The following is a 17336-nucleotide window of genomic DNA, read 5'->3' on the forward strand; positions in this document are numbered from 1 at the left end:
TCATCGAGAAGATCCGCACCTTCATCGACGGCTGGAACGACCGCTGCCACCCCTTCACGTGGACCAAGACCGCCGAAGAGATCCTGCCCCACGCCACGCGTCAACGAACTTCAGACGCGCGACACTAGGACGACCTCTAGGCTCGCCCGATGTCCCTCGTCGCCCGGTGGCGGCTCGCCGACGCGCGCCACCCGGCCGCGGTCGAGCAGGCCCGGCGCCGGATCGCCGAGGTCGATGACAGCGTCCGGGCCTGGGTCACGCTCGTCGAGGCGGAGGGCTCCGGCGAGGGGCCCCTGGCCGGTGTGCCGGTCGGGATCAAGGACATCGTCGACGTCGCGGGAGTCCCCACCCGGTGCGGCTCGCGGGCCCTGGCCGACGCCCCGCCGGCGGCAGGAGACGCCGCCGTCGTCCGCCTGCTGCGGGCGGCGGGCGCCGTCGTCGTCGGCAAGACCGTGACCACCGAGTTCGCCTACTTCGACCCCGGCCCCACCCGCAACCCGCACGACCCCGCGCGCACGCCGGGCGGCTCGTCGAGCGGGTCGGCGGCGGCGGTCGCCGCCGGCATGGTGCCGCTGGCCGTGGGCACGCAGACCGCGGGTTCGGTGGTGCGGCCGGCGTCGTACTGCGGGGTCGCGGCGCTCGCCGTGGCGCGCGGGGACCTGCCGACGGCCGGGGTCAACCCGCTCGCGCCGGGTCTCGACACGCTGGGCCTGTTCGCCGCGTCCGTGGCCGACGTCGCCGGCGCCCGGGCCGCGCTCGACGGCCGTGACGCGGCCCCGGAGCCCCCCGCGCCGCCCCGCCTGCTGACCTGGGACGGGACCGAGGTCGCCGACGTCTCCCCGCCGATGCGCGCCGCCCACGACGCCGCGGTGGCCGGGACCCGGGCCGCCGGCGCCGACGTCGGGCCCCTCGGGCTGGACCTGCGCGCGGCCGCCGCGGACCACCGCACGATCATGGCCGCCGAGGCCGCGGTCACCGTGCCGGACCTGCCCGGGCACGGCGCGAACCTCACCGCGCTGGTGGCGGAGGGTCGCGCGGTCCCGGCGGACGCGCTCGCCGCGGCGCGCGAGCGCTCGGCGGCGACGCGGTCCGCGGTGCTGGCGGCGCTGGAGCGGGCCGACGCGGTGCTGGCCCCCGGCGCGCCCGGCGTGGCCCCGGAGGGCCTCGACAGCACCGGCGACCCCGTGCTCAGCCGCCCGTTCCACGTCCTCGGCCTGCCCGCGCTGGCCGTCCCCGGGGCCCGGGACGCGGCCGGGCTGCCGCTGGGCCTGCAGCTCGTCGGCCACCCCGACCGCGAGGAGGCCCTGCTCGCCGCCGGCTGCTGGCTCGAGCGCCTCCTCCGTGCGTGATCTCCTGCGCCATAGCGCAGAAGATCACGCACATAGGGGTCTCACGACCCGTGTACCGGCTTGCGCGGCACGGGAAGCTGGAGCCGTGGCGGACGGGGAGGGGCAGGGGGCGGCCGCAGGGCGAACCGGGCCCTCGACCGGGACGTCGACCGCGCGCTCGACCGCGCCCTCGACCGCGCCCTCGACCGGGCCCTCGACCGGGCCCTCGACCGGGCCCTCGACCAGGCCCCGCACCGCGCTGGACACCGAGTTCCAGGCCGAGTTCGAGGACGATCTCGAGCACCACCACCTGTGGCACCGCGAGGGCGAGCGCCACCACTTCGGCGGCGACTCCCCGCTGCTCCCGCCCCGCCTGGCGCCCTGGGTGCGCTACGTGCCCCGTGCCCACCCCGCGGGCGTCGTGCTCGGCACCGCGTTCGGGCTCATCTCGCTGACCCCCTCGCTCATCCCGCGCGACTACCTCTTCCAGGGCCTCGCGACGGGCGTCTCGGGTGCGCTGGGCTACGCCCTCGGTGTCGGGATCGCGTGGCTGCTCGGACGCACCGCCCGCTGGACCACCCTCACCGACCGCATCCGCGCCGTGCAGCCCGTCTGGCTCACGCCGGGCGCGTGGCTCGTGCTCGTCCTCACCGCGACGGCCGCGCTGCTCGGCATCCTGCTCGCCGGCGCGCAGTGGCAGCGCCAGGTCGCGGGCCTCATGGGCCTCGCCCAACCCACCACCGACGGCTGGCTGCGCGCCGGGCCCGTGGCGCTGGTGGTGGCCGGGGTGCTCATCGGCTTCGGCCGCGGCGTGCGGTGGCTCGGGGCGAAGGTCGGCGAGCTGTTGCGCCTCCGCGCCCACGTCCCGCGCCGGATCGCCGCGGTCGCCGGGACGGTGCTCGCGCTCGTCCTGGTCGTGGTGGTGGTCGACACGGTCGTGCTCCGGGGCGGGCTGCGCGTCGCCGACTCCGTCTTCCGCGCCACCAACGACCAGCCCTACCCCGGCCTCACCGCCCCGACCTCGCCCCTGCGTTCGGGTTCGCCCGCCAGCCTCGTGCGCTGGGAGAAGATCGGGCGGGAGGGTCAGGCGTTCGTCACGGGCGGGCGCCCGCTCGGCACGCTGGCGGCGGCGTCGGGCCGCCCGCCGACGGCGCCGATCCGCGCCTACGTGGGCCTGCTCGCCGCGCCCGGGCCCGCCGAGCGCGCGGCCCTGGCCGTCGCCGAGCTCGAGCGCACCGGCGCCTTCGACCGCGCCGTCCTCGCGGTCGTCACCACCACCGGCACCGGGTGGATCGACGCCCCGACGGCCGACTCGTTGGAGATGGTGTGGGGCGGGGACACGGCGATCGTCGCCACCCAGTACTCCTACCTGCCGAGCTGGCTGTCGTTCGTCGTCGACCGCACGCGCGCCCAGGCCGAGGGCCGTGCGTTGTTCGACGCGGTGCACGCCCGGGTCGAGGCGATGCCCCCGGACCGCCGCCCGCGGCTGTTCGCGTTCGGCGAGAGCCTCGGCTCCCAGGGCTCGGAGGCCGCGTTCTCGGGCCTCGAGGACGCGCGGGACCGCACGGACGGCGTCCTGTGGGTGGGCCCGCCGAACTCGAACCGGCTGCACACCGCGCTCACGGAACGCCGCGACCCCGGCTCGCGGGCCATCCGCCCGGTGGTCGACGGGGGCCGCGAGGTCCGCTTCGGATCGACCGCCCAGGACCTCGCCCGGCCCCCCGGACCGTGGTCTCCGCCACGTGTCGTCTACCTGCAGCACGCCTCGGACCCGGTGGTCTGGTGGTCCCCGTCGCTGCTGTGGCACCGCCCCGACTGGCTCGCCGAACCGTCCGGTCCCGACGTCTCGCCGACCATGGACTGGTACCCGGTCGTGACGTTCTGGCAGGTCACCATCGACCTGACCAACTCGCTGTCGGTGCCCGACGGGCACGGGCACGTCTACCGGAGCGCAGTGCTGGACGGTTGGCTCGCACTGGGTACACCACCGGGGTGGACCGATGCGGACACCACACGGGCGGCAGGCATGCTGGGAGTGTGACCGCTCCCCACACGGTGACGACCTCGCGCCCCGGGGGCGAGGACACCGCCGAGGCGAGGCCGACGCACTGGCAGCGCCTCGCGCCGCCCCTGGTCGTCGCGGTGGTGCTCCTGGTGTGGAGCAACCTGGTGCTCCCGGCGCTGCCCGCCGACGCCGTGCTCAAGGCGCTGTTCAACGTCGGCGGCGTCGCCGCGATGATCACCGTCGCCCGCCTGCTCGGCGTCACCTGGGCCGACCTGGGCATCGGGCGCGGGACGTGGGCCGCCGGCCTGCGCTGGGGTGGCGCGGCGATCGGCGTCGCGGTGCTCGGCTACGGCGCCGTCCTGGCCGTCGCCCCCGAGCTGCTCGAGAACCCCCAGCTCGCGGGCGCGTCCCCGGGCTCACTGCTGCTGCGCGGGCTCGTGCTCATCCCCCTGGGTACCGTGCTCGCCGAGGAGCTCGCGTTCCGCGGCGTCCTGCACGGTCACTCGGCGCGGGCGCTGCCGGTCCGGGCGGCGCTGGGCGTCAGCGCCGTCGCGTTCGGGCTCTGGCACCTCTCGGTCGCCCTCGGCCCGTCGGCGGTGCCGCTGCCCCCGGCGCTGCACTGGACCTCGGTGCTCCTCGTCCTGGCCGTCACCGTCGTCGGCGGCCTGGCGCTGGGCTGGCTGCGCCACCGCACGGGCTCCGTGCTCGCCCCGATCGGCCTGCACCTCGGCACCAACGCCGTCGGCCTCGTGGCCGCGGGAGTCGCCCTCGCCCACTGATCCCCGCAGGGGACAATGCGGCGGTGACCGTGGTCGACAACGCCGTCTACGTCGGCGGGGAGCGCGACAGCGAGCCCGATTCGCTCGACTCCACCCTCGAGCTGCTGCGCGAGCGCGACGGCGAGGGCGGCTTCGCCTGGATCGGCCTGCTGCGCCCCGACCAGACCGAGATCGACCTGCTGGCCCGCGAGCTCTCGCTGCCCGCGCTCGCCGTGGAGGACGCGGTGCACGCCCACCAGCGGCCCAAGCTCGAGCGGTACGACGACGTCGAGTTCGTGGTGCTGCGGCCCGCCTGGTACGTCGACGAGGACGAGGACGTGCAGGTCGGCGAGATCCACCTGTTCCTCGGCCACGACTTCGTCGTCACGGTGCGGCACGCCGAGACCCCGGAGCTGGCCTCGGTCCGCGCGCGGCTCGAGGACGATCCCGCCCTGCTCGCGCTCGGCCCGCGTGCCGTGCTCTACGCCGTGCTCGACCGCGTCGTCGACGACTACCGCCCCGTCGTGCGGGGCCTGCGCCACGACATCGACCAGATCGAGACTCAGGTCTTCGGCGGCGACCCGAGCGTCTCGCGACGCATCTACCAGCTCTCGCGCGAGGTCATCGAGCTGCAGCGGTCGGTGGACCCGCTGCGCGAGGTCCTCGAGGGCCTGCTCGCCGAGACCGCCGACGACCTCGACCGCGTCGGGCTGCACCGCGGGCTGCGTGACGTCGCCGACCACCAGGCGCAGACCTCGGAGTCCGCCGACAACTTCCGCCAGCTGCTGGGCAACATCCTGCAGGTCAACGCGGCGCTGGTGGGGCAGCGGCAGAACGAGGAGATGCGCCGGCTCACGGAGACGAGCCTGGCCCAGGGCGAGGAGGTCAAGAAGATCTCGTCGTGGGCGGCGATCCTGTTCACCCCGTCGCTGATCGGGGCGATCTACGGCATGAACTTCGAGTACATGCCCGAGCTCGCGTGGACGCTCGGCTACCCCTTCGCGCTGGGCCTGATGGTGCTGGTCTCGCTGACGCTCTTCCTGGTGTTCCGCCGCCGCGGGTGGCTGTGAGCGGGCGGGCCCGCGCGTTCGGGGCCGCGGCCGACGACTACGACCGGCTGCGGCCCGCACCCGCCCCGGAGGCGCTGGGGTGGCTCCTGCCGTCGCCGGACGTCACGATGCTCGACCTGGGCGCGGGGACGGGGCTGCTGTCCCGCGCGTTGGCCGCCGAGGGCGTCACCGACGTCGTCGCCGTCGAGCCCGACGACCTGATGCGCGCGGTGCTCGCGGCCCGCGGGCCCGGCGTGCGGGCGCTCGCGGGGACCGCGGAGGAGATCCCGCTGCCGGACCGGTCGGTCGACGCCGTGCTCGTGGCCTCGGCGTGGCACTGGTTCGACCACGAGCGGGCCACGGCGGAGGTCGCGCGGGTGCTGCGTCCCGGCGGGGTCCTGGGCCTCCTGTGGAGCGCCGCCGACCCCGGTGTCGGGTGGATCGCGGAGCTCGGCCGCGTCGGGCGGGTCGAGGCCCCGCGGTCGGCGCCGACGATGACCGGGGAGTTCACGGTGGAGCTGCCCGCGGGTGCGCCGTTCGGCCCGGGGGAGTCGCGGACCTTCCGGCGCTCGACGTGGATGGCGGCCGAGGACGTCGTGGCCATGGTCGGCACCTACTCGAGCGTGCTGACCCTGCCCGCCGACGCGCAGGCGGAGGTGCGGCGACGGGCGCGCGAGCACGTCGAGCAGCAGGTCGGCACCGACCCGGTGCTCGTGCCGTTCGTGACCGCGGCGTGGCGCACGGTCCGCGAGTGACCGATCGCCCCTCGACTTCCGGGGTGAGGCGAGGTTAGCCTCGCCTCACTGAGCGAGGAGGTCGGCGATGACGCTGCGACTGCCCACGGGCGAGGTGACGGTGCTGCTCGGCGAGCAGATCGTGCGCCGGCGGCTCATGGACATGCTCGACGACACGTCGGGGACGTCGGAGGGCACGCCTGTGGCCGTCCGCCGGGTGCGTGCGGACGCGGCGGACGGCGTCGCCGCGCGGCGCCGCCGCCTCGAGGACGCCGGCCGTGACGATCGCGCCGCGATCGTGCTCGTGGACCGGGTCACCGACGGGCTGGACGCCCACGGACGGCGAGCCGTCCTGGGCGCGCTCGCGACGGTGGCCGCGCGGGGTGCCGCGGTGCTGGTGGACGACGACGACTGCGTCGCCGCCCTCGCCCTGGCCGACGGCACGCTGCGCGCCGACCCGGTGCGCGGGATCGTGCTCGAGCCCGCCACCGCGGTCCCGCTGCTCGAGGAGCTCTACCGCGCCTCGTAGGTGAGGCAGTCGGCGACGTCCTTGCCCGGCCCGACCTCCACCGAGGGGGCGGTGCACTCGAGCTTGTCGTTGTACTTGCACTCCGAGCGGTGGCAGGCGCCGACGACGCCGCCCGCGTCCACGCCGCCGCGGAACGAGATCTCCACGAAGGTGCCGCACTTGGCGTTGTCGCCGGCGACCGTGATCGCGCCGGCGTGGCAGGACGAGCTCTCGTTGTAGGCGCACGAGGTCACCGAACAGCTCCGGACCGAGGGCAGGCTCTGCATCGAGGTCATGGCGGAGATGGTGGCGGCGCCGCATGGGCTGCTGCCAGCCAGCGAAGGCTCTCCTGACCAGGCTGTCCGGGGGCCCGGCGGTGGGCGACCTGGGTCGATCCGGGGCGGTACCGCGCCAAACGGACCCTGCTGTGGCGCGGATCACAACCCGCCTCCCCCGTTCGGGCCTCGCGGGCTCAGGGTGGCCTGCCCTCACTCGCCGCCCTCTTCCCACGAGGCGCCGGGCACGCCACGGTGGACTGGATCACACCACCACCGTCGAGGGAGCGCCCCCGGTGACCGAGACCGTCCCCCAGCCCACCACCCACGTCGGACGGAGCCTGCCGCGCCGCGAGGACGCGGCACTGATCACCGGACGCGGCACCTGGACCGACGACATCGCCCCGCTGGGCACCGTGCACCTCGCCCTGGTGCGCAGTCCCGTCGCCCACGCGCGGGTCACCGGCGTCGACACGTCGGCCGCCCGCGAGCACGACGGCGTGGTCGCGGTGCTCACCGGCGCCGACCTCGCGGGCGAGTTCGTCGCCGGTATCCCCACCGGCTGGCCCGTCACCGAGGACATCCTCGTCCCCGATCACCAGCCCCTGGCCCGCGACGAGGTCAACCACGTCGGCGACGCCGTGGCGGTCGTGGTGGCCACCGGCGCGGCGGCGGCCCGCGACGCCGCTGAGCTGGTCGTGGTCGACTACGACGAGCTGCCCGCGGTGGTGGACGTCGAGGCCGCCCTGGAGCCGGGCGCGCCGCTGGTGCACGAGCAGTTCGGCACCAACCACTGCTACACCTGGCCCCTGGCGGTGGGCGACGTGGACGCGGCGCTCGCCGAGGCCGACGTCGTGGTCGAGGGCCGCTACGTCCAGCAGCGGGTGCTGGCCTCGCCGATGGAGCCGCGCGCCGTGGTCGTCACGCCGGACGCGGTCGGTGGCGGGTTCACGATCCACACCTCGACCCAGGTGCCGCACTTCGTCCGCGACATCCTCGCCGCGATCTGCGGCATCTCCGACACCAAGCTGCGCGTCGTCGCCCCCGACGTCGGCGGCGGCTTCGGCGCGAAGCTCAACGTGTACGCCGAGGAGGCCCTGGCGCTGGTCCTCGCGCGGCGGCTGCGCCGGCCGGTGAAGTGGACCGAGACCCGCTCGGAGCACCACCTCGCGACGACGCACGGGCGCGGGCAGGTCCAGCACATGACGGTCGGCGCCACGCGTGACGGGCGGATCGTCGGCATGAAGGTGCGGCTCGTCGCCGACATGGGTGCCTACCTGCAGCTGCTCACGCCGGGCATCGCGGTGTTCGGCGCGTTCACCTACTGCGGGCTCTACGACTTCGGCGCCTACGACTTCGAGTGCCGGGGCGTCTTCACCAACCTCACGCCCACCGACGCCTACCGCGGCGCCGGGCGCTCGGAGGCGGCGTACGCCCACGAGCGGGTGCTCGACGACCTGGCCCGCGCGCTGCAGATGGACCCCGCCGAGCTGCGGCTGCGCAACCTGCACCCGCCGTTCTCCGAGCCGCGCACGGTCCCGTCGGGCGTCCAGTACGACTCCGGCGACTACGAGCGCGCGATGCGCCGGGCCCTCGAGCTCGTCGGCTACGACGACCTGCGCGCCGAGCAGACGCGGCGCCGCGCCGCCGGTGACCCCGTCGAGCTCGGCATCGGGATCGGCAACTTCACCGAGTCCGGCGGGCTCTCGCCGTCCAAGGTGGCCGCCGGCGTGCGGCTGCAGAGCGGCGGCTGGGAGGCGGCGACGGTGCGGATGACGACGGCGGGGCGGGCCGAGGTCGTCACCGGGACCAGCCCCCACGGCCAGGGCCACGAGACGGCGTGGGCGCAGATCGCCGCGGACAGCCTGGGCATCGACCCGGCCGACGTCGAGGTGTTCCACTCCGACACGATGATCGCCCCGTTCGGCCGCGACACCTACGGCTCGCGCAGCCTGGCCGTCGGTGGGACCGCGGTGTACGGGGCCGCCGAGAAGGTGGTGGCCAAGGCCCGGCTGATCGCCGCCCACCTCCTCGAGGCCGCCGAGTCCGACCTGCAGTTCGTCGACGGCGTGTTCTCGGTGGCGGGCACGTCGGGGCCGTCGGTGACCATCCAGGAGGTCGCGGGCGCCGCGTCGCTCGCCGCGAACCTCCCCGACGGCATGGAGCCGAACCTCACCGCCGACCACCACTTCGACCCGCCGAACTTCACCTGGCCGTTCGGCACGCACATCGCCGTGGTCGAGGTCGACACCGAGACCGGGCGGACCACGATCCGGCGGTTCGTCGCCGTCGACGACTGCGGGCGCATCGTCAACCCGCAGATCGTCGACGGGCAGCTGCACGGCGGGATCGCCCAGGGCATCGCGCAGGCGCTCTACGAGCACGCGACGTTCGACGAGGCGGGCCAGCCGACGGCGGCGACGCTGGCGGACTACGCGGTGCCCGCCGCGAGCGACCTGCCCGCCTTCGACCTCGACCAGACCGTCACCCCGTCGCCCACCAACCCGCTGGGCGCCAAGGGGATCGGCGAGTCGGGGGCGATCGGCAGCTCGCCGGCGGTGGTGAACGCGGCGATCGACGCGCTCGCCGCGCGCGGGGTCACCGCGCTGGACATGCCCCTGACCCCGCAGCGGGTGTGGCGCGCGCTGCAGGGAGAGGCGCCGGTCCCGACCATCGTCAGCTGAGCGCAAGGTGACGGCGATAACACCGATGCTCGCGGTGAGCGACGGACGGGACGAGGACGCGCCCGCGTCCCGCTCCCCGATGAGAGGACCATCCGTTGACGATGATCCGCCGCACCACCGCGGTCGCCGTGCTCGCCGTGGGCGCCATGGCCCCGCTGTCCGGGTCCGCGTTCGCCGCTGACCAGTACAACTGCTCCGACTTCGACACCCAGGAGGCCGCTCAGGAGGTCTACGAGCAGGACACGACCGACCCGAACGGTCTCGACCGCGACGACGACGGCGTCGCCTGCGAGAACAACCCGCGTTCGGGAGGTGGGGACTCCGACGAGTCCGACGACTCCGGTCAGGTCTCGCACGTGCCGAACGGCGGCGCCGACACCGGCGGCGGCTCGACCGCGGCCGGGGGCGGCGACGCGGCGCTGCTCGCCGGCGGCGGCGCGGTGCTCGCCGCCCTGGGTCTCGGCGGCTGGTCGGTCGCGCGCGGCCGGGCGCGCCAGGAGGTCTGAGGCCGCCGTGCCGCCGGTGCCGCCCCCTCCGCCCCCGCGCCCCGCGCGCGCCGGGGGCGGGCGGCACCGTGCCGCGGGCGGGGCCGGGCGACCGCCCCGGGCCGCTGCGCCGCGGGCCACGACCCCTGCGCCGGCCGCGAACCCCGCGACACCCACGACGGCCCCGAGCGGACGGGTCGCCCCCCGCCCGTCCGGGGTCGCGGCGCTGTGGCTGGGCGCCCTCGGGCTGACGCTCGTCGCGCACGGTGTGGGCACCCCCCCGTCCCCGCCGACGCCGGCCGTGGCCGCCGGTGTCACCGCGGCCGACGCCACCGGCTCGGCCGGCGCCGGCTCGGTGCCCGGCGCCGGATCGGTGCGACCCCTGCCGGCCTCGCCACCCGTGCGGCTGGACGTCCCCGCGGCGGGGGTGCACAGCGACCTGATGAACCTGGGGCTGCGGGCGGACGGAACCGTGGAGGTCCCGCCGCACGGGGATCGCGAGGCGTCCCGGGCCGGCTGGTACCGGCACTCGCCGACCCCGGGCGAGCGGGGGCCGGCCGTGCTTCTCGGTCACGTCGACTCGGCGGAGGACGGGCCCGCCGTGTTCTTCGAGCTCGGCGGCCTGCGCCCGGGCGACACCGCCACCGTGTGGCGCGCGGACGGGCGCGGTGCGGTCTTCCGGGTGACGGGCGTGGCGGTGCACCCGAAGGACCGCTTCCCGACCGAGGACGTCTACGGCGACACGCCGGGCGCCGAACTGCGTCTCATCACGTGCGGCGGCGTGTTCGACCCGGAGTCGGGCAGCTACACCGACAACGTCGTCGTGGACGCCGTCCTGATCGCGGTCGACGAGCCCTCTGGACCCGCCGTCGCGGACGCGCCAAGGTGATCCCCATGACGGCGACCGAGGAGTCCGAGGACACCGAGACCCGGTACGACTTCGGCGGCGACGAGTTCGTCTACGTCGAGCTGTCGGCGGCGATGAGCCTGCCGGTGCACTTCCGGTCGCTGGCGATCACGCGCCGGCTCGGCGAGGAGGCCATCGCGGGCGTCGAGGAGATCTGCCCGTCGAACGCGTCCTACATGGTGCGGGTGGACCCGGACCGGCTGCACCCGCGTGACCTCGTCCGGGAGCTGCAGCGCATCGAGTCCGAGGTCGGCGACCTCTCCGACGACCTCACCGTCGCCACGCGCATCGTCGACGTCCCGATCATGCTCAACGACCCGTGGACCCACGAGGTCCTGATGAAGTTCCGCGACCGCCACCAGGACCCCACCGGCACCGACCTCGACTACGGGGCCCGGATCAACGGCTACGACTCGACCGAGGCGTTCATCGACGCGCTCGCCGCGTCGCCGTACCTGGTGACGATGATGGGGTTCGTCCCCGGCCTGCCCTGGTGCTTCCAGCTGGTGCCGCGCGAGCGGCAGGTCGAGGTGCCCAAGTACGTCCGCCCGCGCACCGAGACCCCGGAGAGGGCCTTCGGGTTCGGCGGCGCGTTCGCCGTGATCTACCCGGTGAAGGGGGCGGGCGGCTACCAGCTCTTCGGCTCGGCGCCCGCGCCGATCTTCGACGGGGAGCAGCGCCTGCCCGACTTCGCCGAGAACGACTCGGTGGTGTTCTTCAAGCACGGCGACGTGATCAACTATCGGCGCGTCGACCGGGACGAGTACGACGACGTCCGCGCCCAGGTGGACGCGGGCACGTGGCGGTACTCGTACCGCGAGCTGGAGTTCTCGCCGAGCCGTTTCCTCGCCGACCCGGACGGCACCAACGCGTCGATGAAGGAGGTGCTGTACGGATGAGCGTGATCGTCAAGGATCCCGGACTCGAGACCACCGTCCAGGACACCGGGCGGCTCGGCTACTACAGCATCGGCTTCCCGCCCTCGGGCGCGCTGGACTCGTTCGCCTACCACGTCGGCAACGCCCTGGTCGGCAACGAGCCCGGCGCCGCGGCCCTGGAGGCGGTCTACCTCGGCCCGACGCTGGAGTTCACCCAGGACACCGTGATCGCGGTGACGGGCGCGGAGATCCCCGCGTTCATCGACGGCGAGGAGATCCCGATCTGGGAGTCCGTGGCGGTGTCCTCGGGCTCCGTGCTGTCGTTCGGGCAGCTCCGCGCCGGCGCCCGGCCGTACGTCGCGGTGGCCGGCGGGATCGACGTGCCGCTCTACTACGGCAGCCGCTCGACCTACACGCTGGTGGGCATCGGCGGGTTCGAGGGGCGCGCGCTGCGGGCCGGCGACGAGCTGGCGATCGGCTCCGAGGCCCGCGACCCGAGGGCGGGCCGGCGCGTCGACCCCGGCGACGTCCCCGAACACCCGGCCACCGCCGAGGTGCATCTCCTCGTGGGTCTGCACAGCTACCGGCTCACGCCGGAGAGCCTGGAGCGGTTCACCGGCACCGACTGGAAGGTCACCCCGGACGCCAACCGCGTCGGTTACCGCTTCCGCGGTGCCGAGCTGGAGTTCGTGCCGCGCGAGCAGCCCTTCGGCGCCGGCAGCGACCCCGCCAACGTCACCGACTGCGGCTACCCGGTCGGGTCGGTGCAGGTCCCGGGCGGGGTCGAGCCGATCGTGCTGCTGCAGGACGCCGTGACCGGGGGCGGCTACGCCACGCTCGGCACCGTCGTCAGTGTCGACCGCGCCAAGCTCGCCCAGACCAAGACGGGCGACAAGGTCCGGTTCGTGCCCGTCGACCTCGACGGCGCCCTCGCCGTGCGGCAGGAACGTCTCGCCGCGCTCGACCGCATCCGTTCCGCGCTCGCCTGACCCGGAGGTTCACCGTCGTGGGCAGCCACACCATCACGTCCCGGACGCCCGGCGTCTTCTACCACCGGCCCTCGCCCGACGCGGAGCCCTACGTGACGCAGGGGGCCTCGGTGTCCGAGGGCGACACGGTGGGCCTGGTCGAGGTCATGAAGACGTTCCACGAGGTCAAGGCGGACGCGGCCGGCACCGTCTCCAAGATCCTCGTCGAGAACGAGGACGAGGTGACGATCGGCCAGGACCTGGTCGAGCTGGAGACGTGACGCTCAACGGTGTCCTCGTCGCCAACCGCGGCGAGATCGCGCTGCGGGTCGTGCGGGCCTGCCGGGAGCTGGGCATCCGGGCGGTCGCCGTGTACTCCGACGCCGACGCGTCCGCCGCGCACGTGCGGATGGCCGACGACGCCGTGCACCTCGGCAGGTCGGCGGCGTCGAAGAGCTACCTCGACGAGGACAAGGTCGTCGAGGCCGCGCGGTCGGCGGGTGTCGACGCGATCCACCCGGGCTACGGCTTCCTCTCCGAGCGCCCGTCGTTCGCGAAGGCCGTGGAGTCCGCGGGGCTGACCTTCGTCGGCCCGCCCTCGTCGGTGATCGCGACGATGGGGGACAAGGCGGCGGCACGGGCGCTGGCCCGGCGGGCGGGCGTGCCGGTGGTGCCGGGCAGCGACGAGGTCGGGTCGGTCGACGAGGCGCTGGCCGCGGCCGAGGAGGTCGGCTACCCGGTCCTCATCAAGGCCTCCGCGGGCGGCGGGGGGCGGGGCATCCGACCGGCCGGGTCGGCGGACGAGCTGCGCACCGTCGTCGCCGAGGCGCAGCGGGAGGCGGCGTCGGCGTTCGGGTCGTCCGCGGTGTACCTCGAACGGGCGCTGCAGGGGCCCCGGCACGTCGAGGTGCAGGTACTCGCCGACACCCACGGGTCGGTGGTGCACTGCTTCGAGCGCGAGTGCTCGCTGCAGCGGCGGCGGCAGAAGATCCTGGAGGAGGCGCCGGCGCCGGGGCTCGACGACCGCCTGCGCGAGTCGCTGTGCTCGGCCGCCGTGGACCTGGCGCGGGAGGTCTCCTACGTCGGCGCGGGCACCGTGGAGTTCCTCGTCGAGGGTGAGGAGTTCTATTTCATCGAGATGAACACCCGCATCCAGGTCGAGCACCCGATCACCGAGTGGATCACCGGGCTCGACCTCGTCGCCGAGCAGCTGCGCATCGCCGGCGGGGCGCCGCTGTCGGTGGCCCAGGACGACGTGACCCGGCGCGGGGCGTCGATCGAGTTCCGCGTCAATGCCGAGGACCCCGACCAGGACTTCCTGCCCTCGCCCGGCACCGTGGAGGCCCTCGAGCTGCCCGGCGGCCCGGGCGTCCGCGTCGACACCGCCCTGATGGCCGGCGACGTCGTGCCGCCGTTCTACGACTCGCTCGTCGCCAAGCTCGCGGTGTGGGCGCCGACCCGGGACCAGGCCCTGGCCCGGGGCCGGCGGGCGCTCGCGGAGTACCGCGTCGACGGCCTGCCGACCACCATCGGCCTGCATCGCCGCCTGCTCGACCACCCCGCGGTCGTCGACGGCACCTACGACATCACGACGCTGGAGACCTGGCTGGCGGGCGGGACCTGACGCAACGAACGCGCTGTTCGCTGCTTCCAGGCGCCCGAACTCCCCGTTCGCGCGAGTGCTCGGCGTCCGCGGAGGGTGTTCGATCGGGGCGCATGACGCGGCCGCTCGGGGTGGGGCTCCCTCCGCTGGAGACCCGGCGTGACGTCGTGGTCCACCTCGCGCAGCGGGCCGAGCAGCTGGGCTACGACACGTTCTCCGTGGCCGAGGCCTGGGGGTGGGACGCGGGGATCGTGCTGGCCGAGATCGCGGCACGGACGACGCGCATCCGGCTGGGCACCGGGGTGATCAACACCTGGGGTCGCAGCGCCGGCACCCTCGCGATGATGGCCGCGACCCTCGACGCGGCGAGCGCCGGCCGCTTCACCCTCGGCCTGGGAGCGGGCAGCCCGGCGCTGGCCGAGGGCCTGCACGACGTCTGGTTCGCCGACCCGCTGGCCCACCTCGCCGACCGCACCCGGCAGGTCCGCCGGCTCCTGCGCGGCGAGCGCCTCGAGGCGACGACGGGCCACAAGGGCCTTCGCCTCGGCATCCCGCCGTGCCCGGGTCTGCCGATCCACCTGGCCGCCCTCGGCCCGCGCTCGGTGCGGCTCGCGGGCGAGCTGGCCGACGGCTGGGACCCGTTCCTGCTCCCGGTGTCCGCGTTCGCGGACGTCCGCGACGAGCTGCGAGCCGCGGCCCGCGCGGCCGGCCGAGACACCACCCCGACCGTCTGCCCGGCGATTCCGACGGCCGTCGCGCAGGACCCGGACACCGCCCGGTCCGTGGCGTCGTGGTGGGTGGGCTTCTACCTCACCGCCATGGGCCCGCTGTACCCGCGCACGCTGCGGCGCCTCGGCCTGGGTGGCGCGGTCGACGAGGTCGTGGCCGCCAACCCCACCGCGCGCACCACCGACGTGCCGGCGAGCGCGGACGTCCTGCTGGACGAGCTGACGATCCGCGGCGACGCCGGGCACGCGCGGGCGGCGCTCGACCGCTGGTACGCCGCCGGCGCGGAGTGTCCGGCGATCGTCCTGCCGCCCGGCCGCGACGTCGAGGAGCTCGAGTTCGTCCTCGAGACGCTGGCCCCTCAGCCCCGCAACAGCTGAGCCGCGGTCACCCGCTCGACCCCGAGATCGTCGAGGCGGCGCACCAGTGCCTCGCAGATCTCGACCGCGTTGGGTCGGTCGCCGTGCAGGCAGATGGTGTCGACCTCGACGTCGAGGTGCTTGCCCGTCGTGGAGGTGACGTGCCCGTCGAGCAGGTCGACGGCCTGCTGGGCGACGGCATCGGGGTCCTTCGCCTTCGGCTCGGGCTCGACGATGATGTGCCCCTCGTCGGTGTACTCGAGGTCGGCGAAGCCCTCGCGCGCCACCGTCGCGCCCAGCGAGCGGGCGAGGTCGGCGGTCGGCCCCGCGAGCCAGAAGATCATCAGGTCGGGGTCGAGGCGCAGGACGGCCTCGGTGATCGCCGTCGTGATGTCCGGGTCGGTCAGCGCCATGCCGTAGAGCGCGCCGTGCGGCTTGACGTGCACGACCTCCGCGCCCTCCGCGCGCGCCGTCGCCTGCAGCGCGCCGGTCTGGTACAGCACGAGCTGCGCGGCCTCGTCGGGGCGCAGCGCCATCCGCCGCCGGCCGAAGCCGACGAGGTCGGGCAGCCCGGGGTGGGCGCCGATCGCGGTGTTGGTGGCGACGGCGGTGCGCACCGAGTCGCGCATGGTGACCGGGTCGCTGGCGTGGTAGCCGCACGCGACGTTCACCGAGGTCACGTGGGTCATCAGCTCGCTGTCGTGCCCGAGCTTCCAGCGCCCCAGGCTCTCGCCGGCGTCGGCGTTGAGATCGATCCGGGTCGGCACGGTGTCCTCCTCAGGCGCCCGGCGCGGCGGGCACCGGGGCGTCGACGGGCAGGGAGTCGAGGCCCGCGCGGATGGCCTCGGCGAGCAGGCCGAGCTCGTCGGTGGTCACCGTCAGCGGCGGTGACACCGCGACGCCCTTGCCGAGCCCGCGGACGAGCACGCCCGCCTTGCGCGCCCCCCGCAGCAGCGCGTTCGGCGCGTCGGGGACGCCGTCGAGCACGTCCTGCTCCAGCTCGACCGCGGCCAGCAGGCCGAAGCCGGCCCGGACCTCGTGGACGTAGGGGTGCTGCAGGAGCGGGGCGAGCGCCTCGAACAGCGGTGTCTCCAGCTCCTCGCCGCGGGGGATGAGGTTCTCCCGCTCGTACACGTCGAGGGTCGCCAGCCCGGCCGCGCAGCAGGTGGGGTGGCCGGAGTAGGTCGGGCCGTGGCGCAGGGTGCGCTCACCCGGCGTGGTCCACCACGGTGCGGCGACCTCGCCGGAGACGACGACCCCGCCGAGCGGGAGGTAGCCGCTGGTCACGCCCTTGGCAAAGGTGATCATGTCGGGCCGGACGCCGAAGCGCTCGATGCCGAACCACCTGCCCAGGCGCCCGAACCCCGCGATCACCGCGTCGATGATCAGCAGCACGCCGTGGCGCCGGCACAGCTCGGCGATGCCCTCGATGTAGCCCTCGGTGGGCAGGTGCACCCCGCCCGCGCCGGTGACGGGCTCGACGACGAACGCCGCGATCCGCTCCGGGCCGACCTCGGCGAACACCTTCTCGACGCCGTCGAGGTCGTGCAGCGGCGCCACCGTGTTCTCCCCGGCGAGCACGCCCCAGCCCTCGCGGTTGGGCGGGATGCCGGTGATCGAGGTCCCGTAGCCGTGGGTGCCGTGGTAGCCGGTCTCGCGCGAGACGACGTGGACGCGCTGGTGCTCGCCGCGCGCCTGCCAGTAGCCGCGGGCCATCTTGACCGCGGTGTCGATCGCGTCCGCGCCACCCGAGCCGAAGAAGATGCGGGCGTCGTCCACGGGGGCGAGCGCGGCGAGACGGTCGGCCAGCTCGAGCGCGGGGCGGTTGGCGATGTCGGCGAAGCACGAGTACGCCTCGAGCTTGCTCATCTGCGTCATCGCCGCCTGGACGATCTCCTGCCGCCCGTGCCCCGCGTTCGCGTACCAGAGGCTCGCGCAGCCGTCGAGGTACCGCCGCCCCTCCTCGTCGTAGACCCAGACGCCCTCGGCGCGGTCGACGACGAACTCGTTGCCGTCCACCGCCGCCATGTCGGAGAACGGATGCCACAGCCGCGTGTTCATGGTCGTGA

The 17336-nt window shown here is 74.9% G+C and carries 17 protein-coding genes and 1 pseudogene; 15 read left to right on the forward strand and 3 right to left on the reverse strand.

Going from position 1 to position 17336, the window contains the following annotated elements:
* The 7 genes and pseudogenes from C8D89_RS19015 to C8D89_RS19040 all read left to right on the forward strand — a co-directional run.
* Window positions 1–128, forward strand: a pseudogene (locus tag C8D89_RS19015) (IS630 family transposase); the annotation flags it as partial.
* A gap of 21 nt (window positions 129–149) precedes the next feature.
* Window positions 150–1349 (forward strand): amidase, encoded by a 1200-nt coding sequence (locus tag C8D89_RS19020; RefSeq protein WP_116709707.1) that lies wholly within the window; start codon window positions 150–152, stop codon window positions 1347–1349.
* Window positions 1350–1434: 85 nt separating this feature from the next.
* Window positions 1435–3369 carry an alpha/beta hydrolase gene (locus C8D89_RS19025; RefSeq protein ID WP_116709708.1) on the forward strand — a complete coding sequence of 645 codons (1935 nt, stop codon included), beginning with the start codon at window positions 1435–1437 and terminating at the stop codon, window positions 3367–3369.
* Window positions 3366–4112 carry a CPBP family intramembrane glutamic endopeptidase gene (locus C8D89_RS29820; protein ID WP_207787309.1) on the forward strand — a complete coding sequence of 249 codons (747 nt, stop codon included), beginning with the start codon at window positions 3366–3368 and terminating at the stop codon, window positions 4110–4112. Before C8D89_RS19025 ends, C8D89_RS29820 begins: the two co-directional genes overlap by 4 nt.
* A 23-nt stretch (window positions 4113–4135) precedes the next feature.
* Window positions 4136–5161, forward strand: coding sequence for a magnesium and cobalt transport protein CorA (locus tag C8D89_RS29825; RefSeq protein WP_207787310.1), 1026 nt, complete (start codon window positions 4136–4138; stop codon window positions 5159–5161).
* Window positions 5152–5895, forward strand: a complete 744-nt coding sequence (locus C8D89_RS19035; RefSeq protein WP_207787311.1) for a class I SAM-dependent methyltransferase — start codon at window positions 5152–5154, stop codon at window positions 5893–5895. Before C8D89_RS29825 ends, C8D89_RS19035 begins: the two co-directional genes overlap by 10 nt.
* A 67-nt stretch (window positions 5896–5962) precedes the next feature.
* The gene (locus C8D89_RS19040) at window positions 5963–6403 is read left to right on the forward strand and encodes a hypothetical protein (RefSeq protein ID WP_116709711.1); all 441 of its coding nucleotides are present in this window, start codon (window positions 5963–5965) and stop codon (window positions 6401–6403) included.
* On the opposite strand, the gene C8D89_RS19045 is transcribed toward C8D89_RS19040, so the two are convergent.
* Window positions 6388–6678, reverse strand: a complete 291-nt coding sequence (locus C8D89_RS19045) for a DUF1540 domain-containing protein (RefSeq protein WP_116709712.1) — start codon at window positions 6676–6678, stop codon at window positions 6388–6390. The genes C8D89_RS19040 and C8D89_RS19045 overlap by 16 nt on opposite strands.
* Window positions 6679–6953: 275 nt before the next feature.
* On the opposite strand from C8D89_RS19045, the gene C8D89_RS19050 reads away from it, so the two are divergent.
* The 8 genes from C8D89_RS19050 (at window position 6954) to C8D89_RS19085 (ending at window position 15288) form a co-directional block, all read left to right on the forward strand.
* Window positions 6954–9341: a xanthine dehydrogenase family protein molybdopterin-binding subunit gene (locus C8D89_RS19050; RefSeq protein ID WP_243418243.1), complete on the forward strand. Its 2388-nt coding sequence runs from the start codon at window positions 6954–6956 to the stop codon at window positions 9339–9341.
* A 101-nt stretch (window positions 9342–9442) separates the two neighbouring features.
* On the forward strand, window positions 9443–9847 hold the full coding sequence (locus tag C8D89_RS19055) for an excalibur calcium-binding domain-containing protein (RefSeq protein ID WP_116709714.1): 405 nt from the start codon (window positions 9443–9445) through the stop codon (window positions 9845–9847).
* Window positions 9848–10094: 247 nt separating this feature from the next.
* Window positions 10095–10715 carry a class F sortase gene (locus C8D89_RS19060; RefSeq protein ID WP_165825801.1) on the forward strand — a complete coding sequence of 207 codons (621 nt, stop codon included), beginning with the start codon at window positions 10095–10097 and terminating at the stop codon, window positions 10713–10715.
* Window positions 10716–10720: 5 nt separating this feature from the next.
* Window positions 10721–11632: a 5-oxoprolinase subunit B family protein gene (locus C8D89_RS19065; protein ID WP_116709837.1), complete on the forward strand. Its 912-nt coding sequence runs from the start codon at window positions 10721–10723 to the stop codon at window positions 11630–11632.
* The gene (locus tag C8D89_RS19070; RefSeq protein WP_116709716.1) at window positions 11629–12600 is read left to right on the forward strand and encodes a 5-oxoprolinase subunit C family protein; all 972 of its coding nucleotides are present in this window, start codon (window positions 11629–11631) and stop codon (window positions 12598–12600) included. The genes C8D89_RS19065 and C8D89_RS19070 overlap by 4 nt, the downstream gene beginning before the upstream one ends.
* Window positions 12601–12617: 17 nt before the next feature.
* The gene (locus tag C8D89_RS19075; RefSeq protein WP_116709717.1) at window positions 12618–12860 is read left to right on the forward strand and encodes an acetyl-CoA carboxylase; all 243 of its coding nucleotides are present in this window, start codon (window positions 12618–12620) and stop codon (window positions 12858–12860) included.
* Window positions 12857–14203, forward strand: coding sequence for an acetyl-CoA carboxylase biotin carboxylase subunit (locus C8D89_RS19080; protein ID WP_116709718.1), 1347 nt, complete (start codon window positions 12857–12859; stop codon window positions 14201–14203). Before C8D89_RS19075 ends, C8D89_RS19080 begins: the two co-directional genes overlap by 4 nt.
* Before the next feature lie 92 nt (window positions 14204–14295).
* Window positions 14296–15288 carry an LLM class flavin-dependent oxidoreductase gene (locus C8D89_RS19085; protein WP_116709719.1) on the forward strand — a complete coding sequence of 331 codons (993 nt, stop codon included), beginning with the start codon at window positions 14296–14298 and terminating at the stop codon, window positions 15286–15288.
* Here C8D89_RS19085 and C8D89_RS19090 read toward each other — a convergent pair.
* Window positions 15270–16034, reverse strand: a complete 765-nt coding sequence (locus C8D89_RS19090) for a LamB/YcsF family protein (RefSeq protein ID WP_116709720.1) — start codon at window positions 16032–16034, stop codon at window positions 15270–15272. The genes C8D89_RS19085 and C8D89_RS19090 overlap by 19 nt on opposite strands.
* A 10-nt stretch (window positions 16035–16044) precedes the next feature.
* Window positions 16045–17328 carry an aminotransferase family protein gene (locus C8D89_RS19095; protein WP_116709721.1) on the reverse strand — a complete coding sequence of 428 codons (1284 nt, stop codon included), beginning with the start codon at window positions 17326–17328 and terminating at the stop codon, window positions 16045–16047.
* Window positions 17329–17336 lie beyond the last annotated feature (8 nt).

It is taken from the genome of Actinomycetospora cinnamomea (assembly GCF_003096675.1).
In the GTDB taxonomy this organism is placed as follows: Bacteria; Actinomycetota; Actinomycetes; order Mycobacteriales; family Pseudonocardiaceae; genus Actinomycetospora; species Actinomycetospora cinnamomea.

What these genes read in the sequence shown, in the direction of transcription:
- C8D89_RS19095 (WP_116709721.1), bottom strand. Translation starts at nt 17,328, where the DNA reads ATGAACACGCGGCTGTGGCATCCGTTCTCCGACATGGCGGCGGTGGAC.
- C8D89_RS19085 (WP_116709719.1), top strand. Translation starts at nt 14,296, where the DNA reads ATGACGCGGCCGCTCGGGGTGGGGCTCCCTCCGCTGGAGACCCGGCGT.
- C8D89_RS19065 (WP_116709837.1), top strand. Translation starts at nt 10,721, where the DNA reads ATGACGGCGACCGAGGAGTCCGAGGACACCGAGACCCGGTACGACTTC.
- C8D89_RS19040 (WP_116709711.1), top strand. Translation starts at nt 5,963, where the DNA reads ATGACGCTGCGACTGCCCACGGGCGAGGTGACGGTGCTGCTCGGCGAG.
- C8D89_RS19070 (WP_116709716.1), top strand. Translation starts at nt 11,629, where the DNA reads ATGAGCGTGATCGTCAAGGATCCCGGACTCGAGACCACCGTCCAGGAC.
- C8D89_RS19020 (WP_116709707.1), top strand. Translation starts at nt 150, where the DNA reads ATGTCCCTCGTCGCCCGGTGGCGGCTCGCCGACGCGCGCCACCCGGCC.
- C8D89_RS19045 (WP_116709712.1), bottom strand. Translation starts at nt 6,678, where the DNA reads ATGACCTCGATGCAGAGCCTGCCCTCGGTCCGGAGCTGTTCGGTGACC.
- C8D89_RS19055 (WP_116709714.1), top strand. Translation starts at nt 9,443, where the DNA reads ATGATCCGCCGCACCACCGCGGTCGCCGTGCTCGCCGTGGGCGCCATG.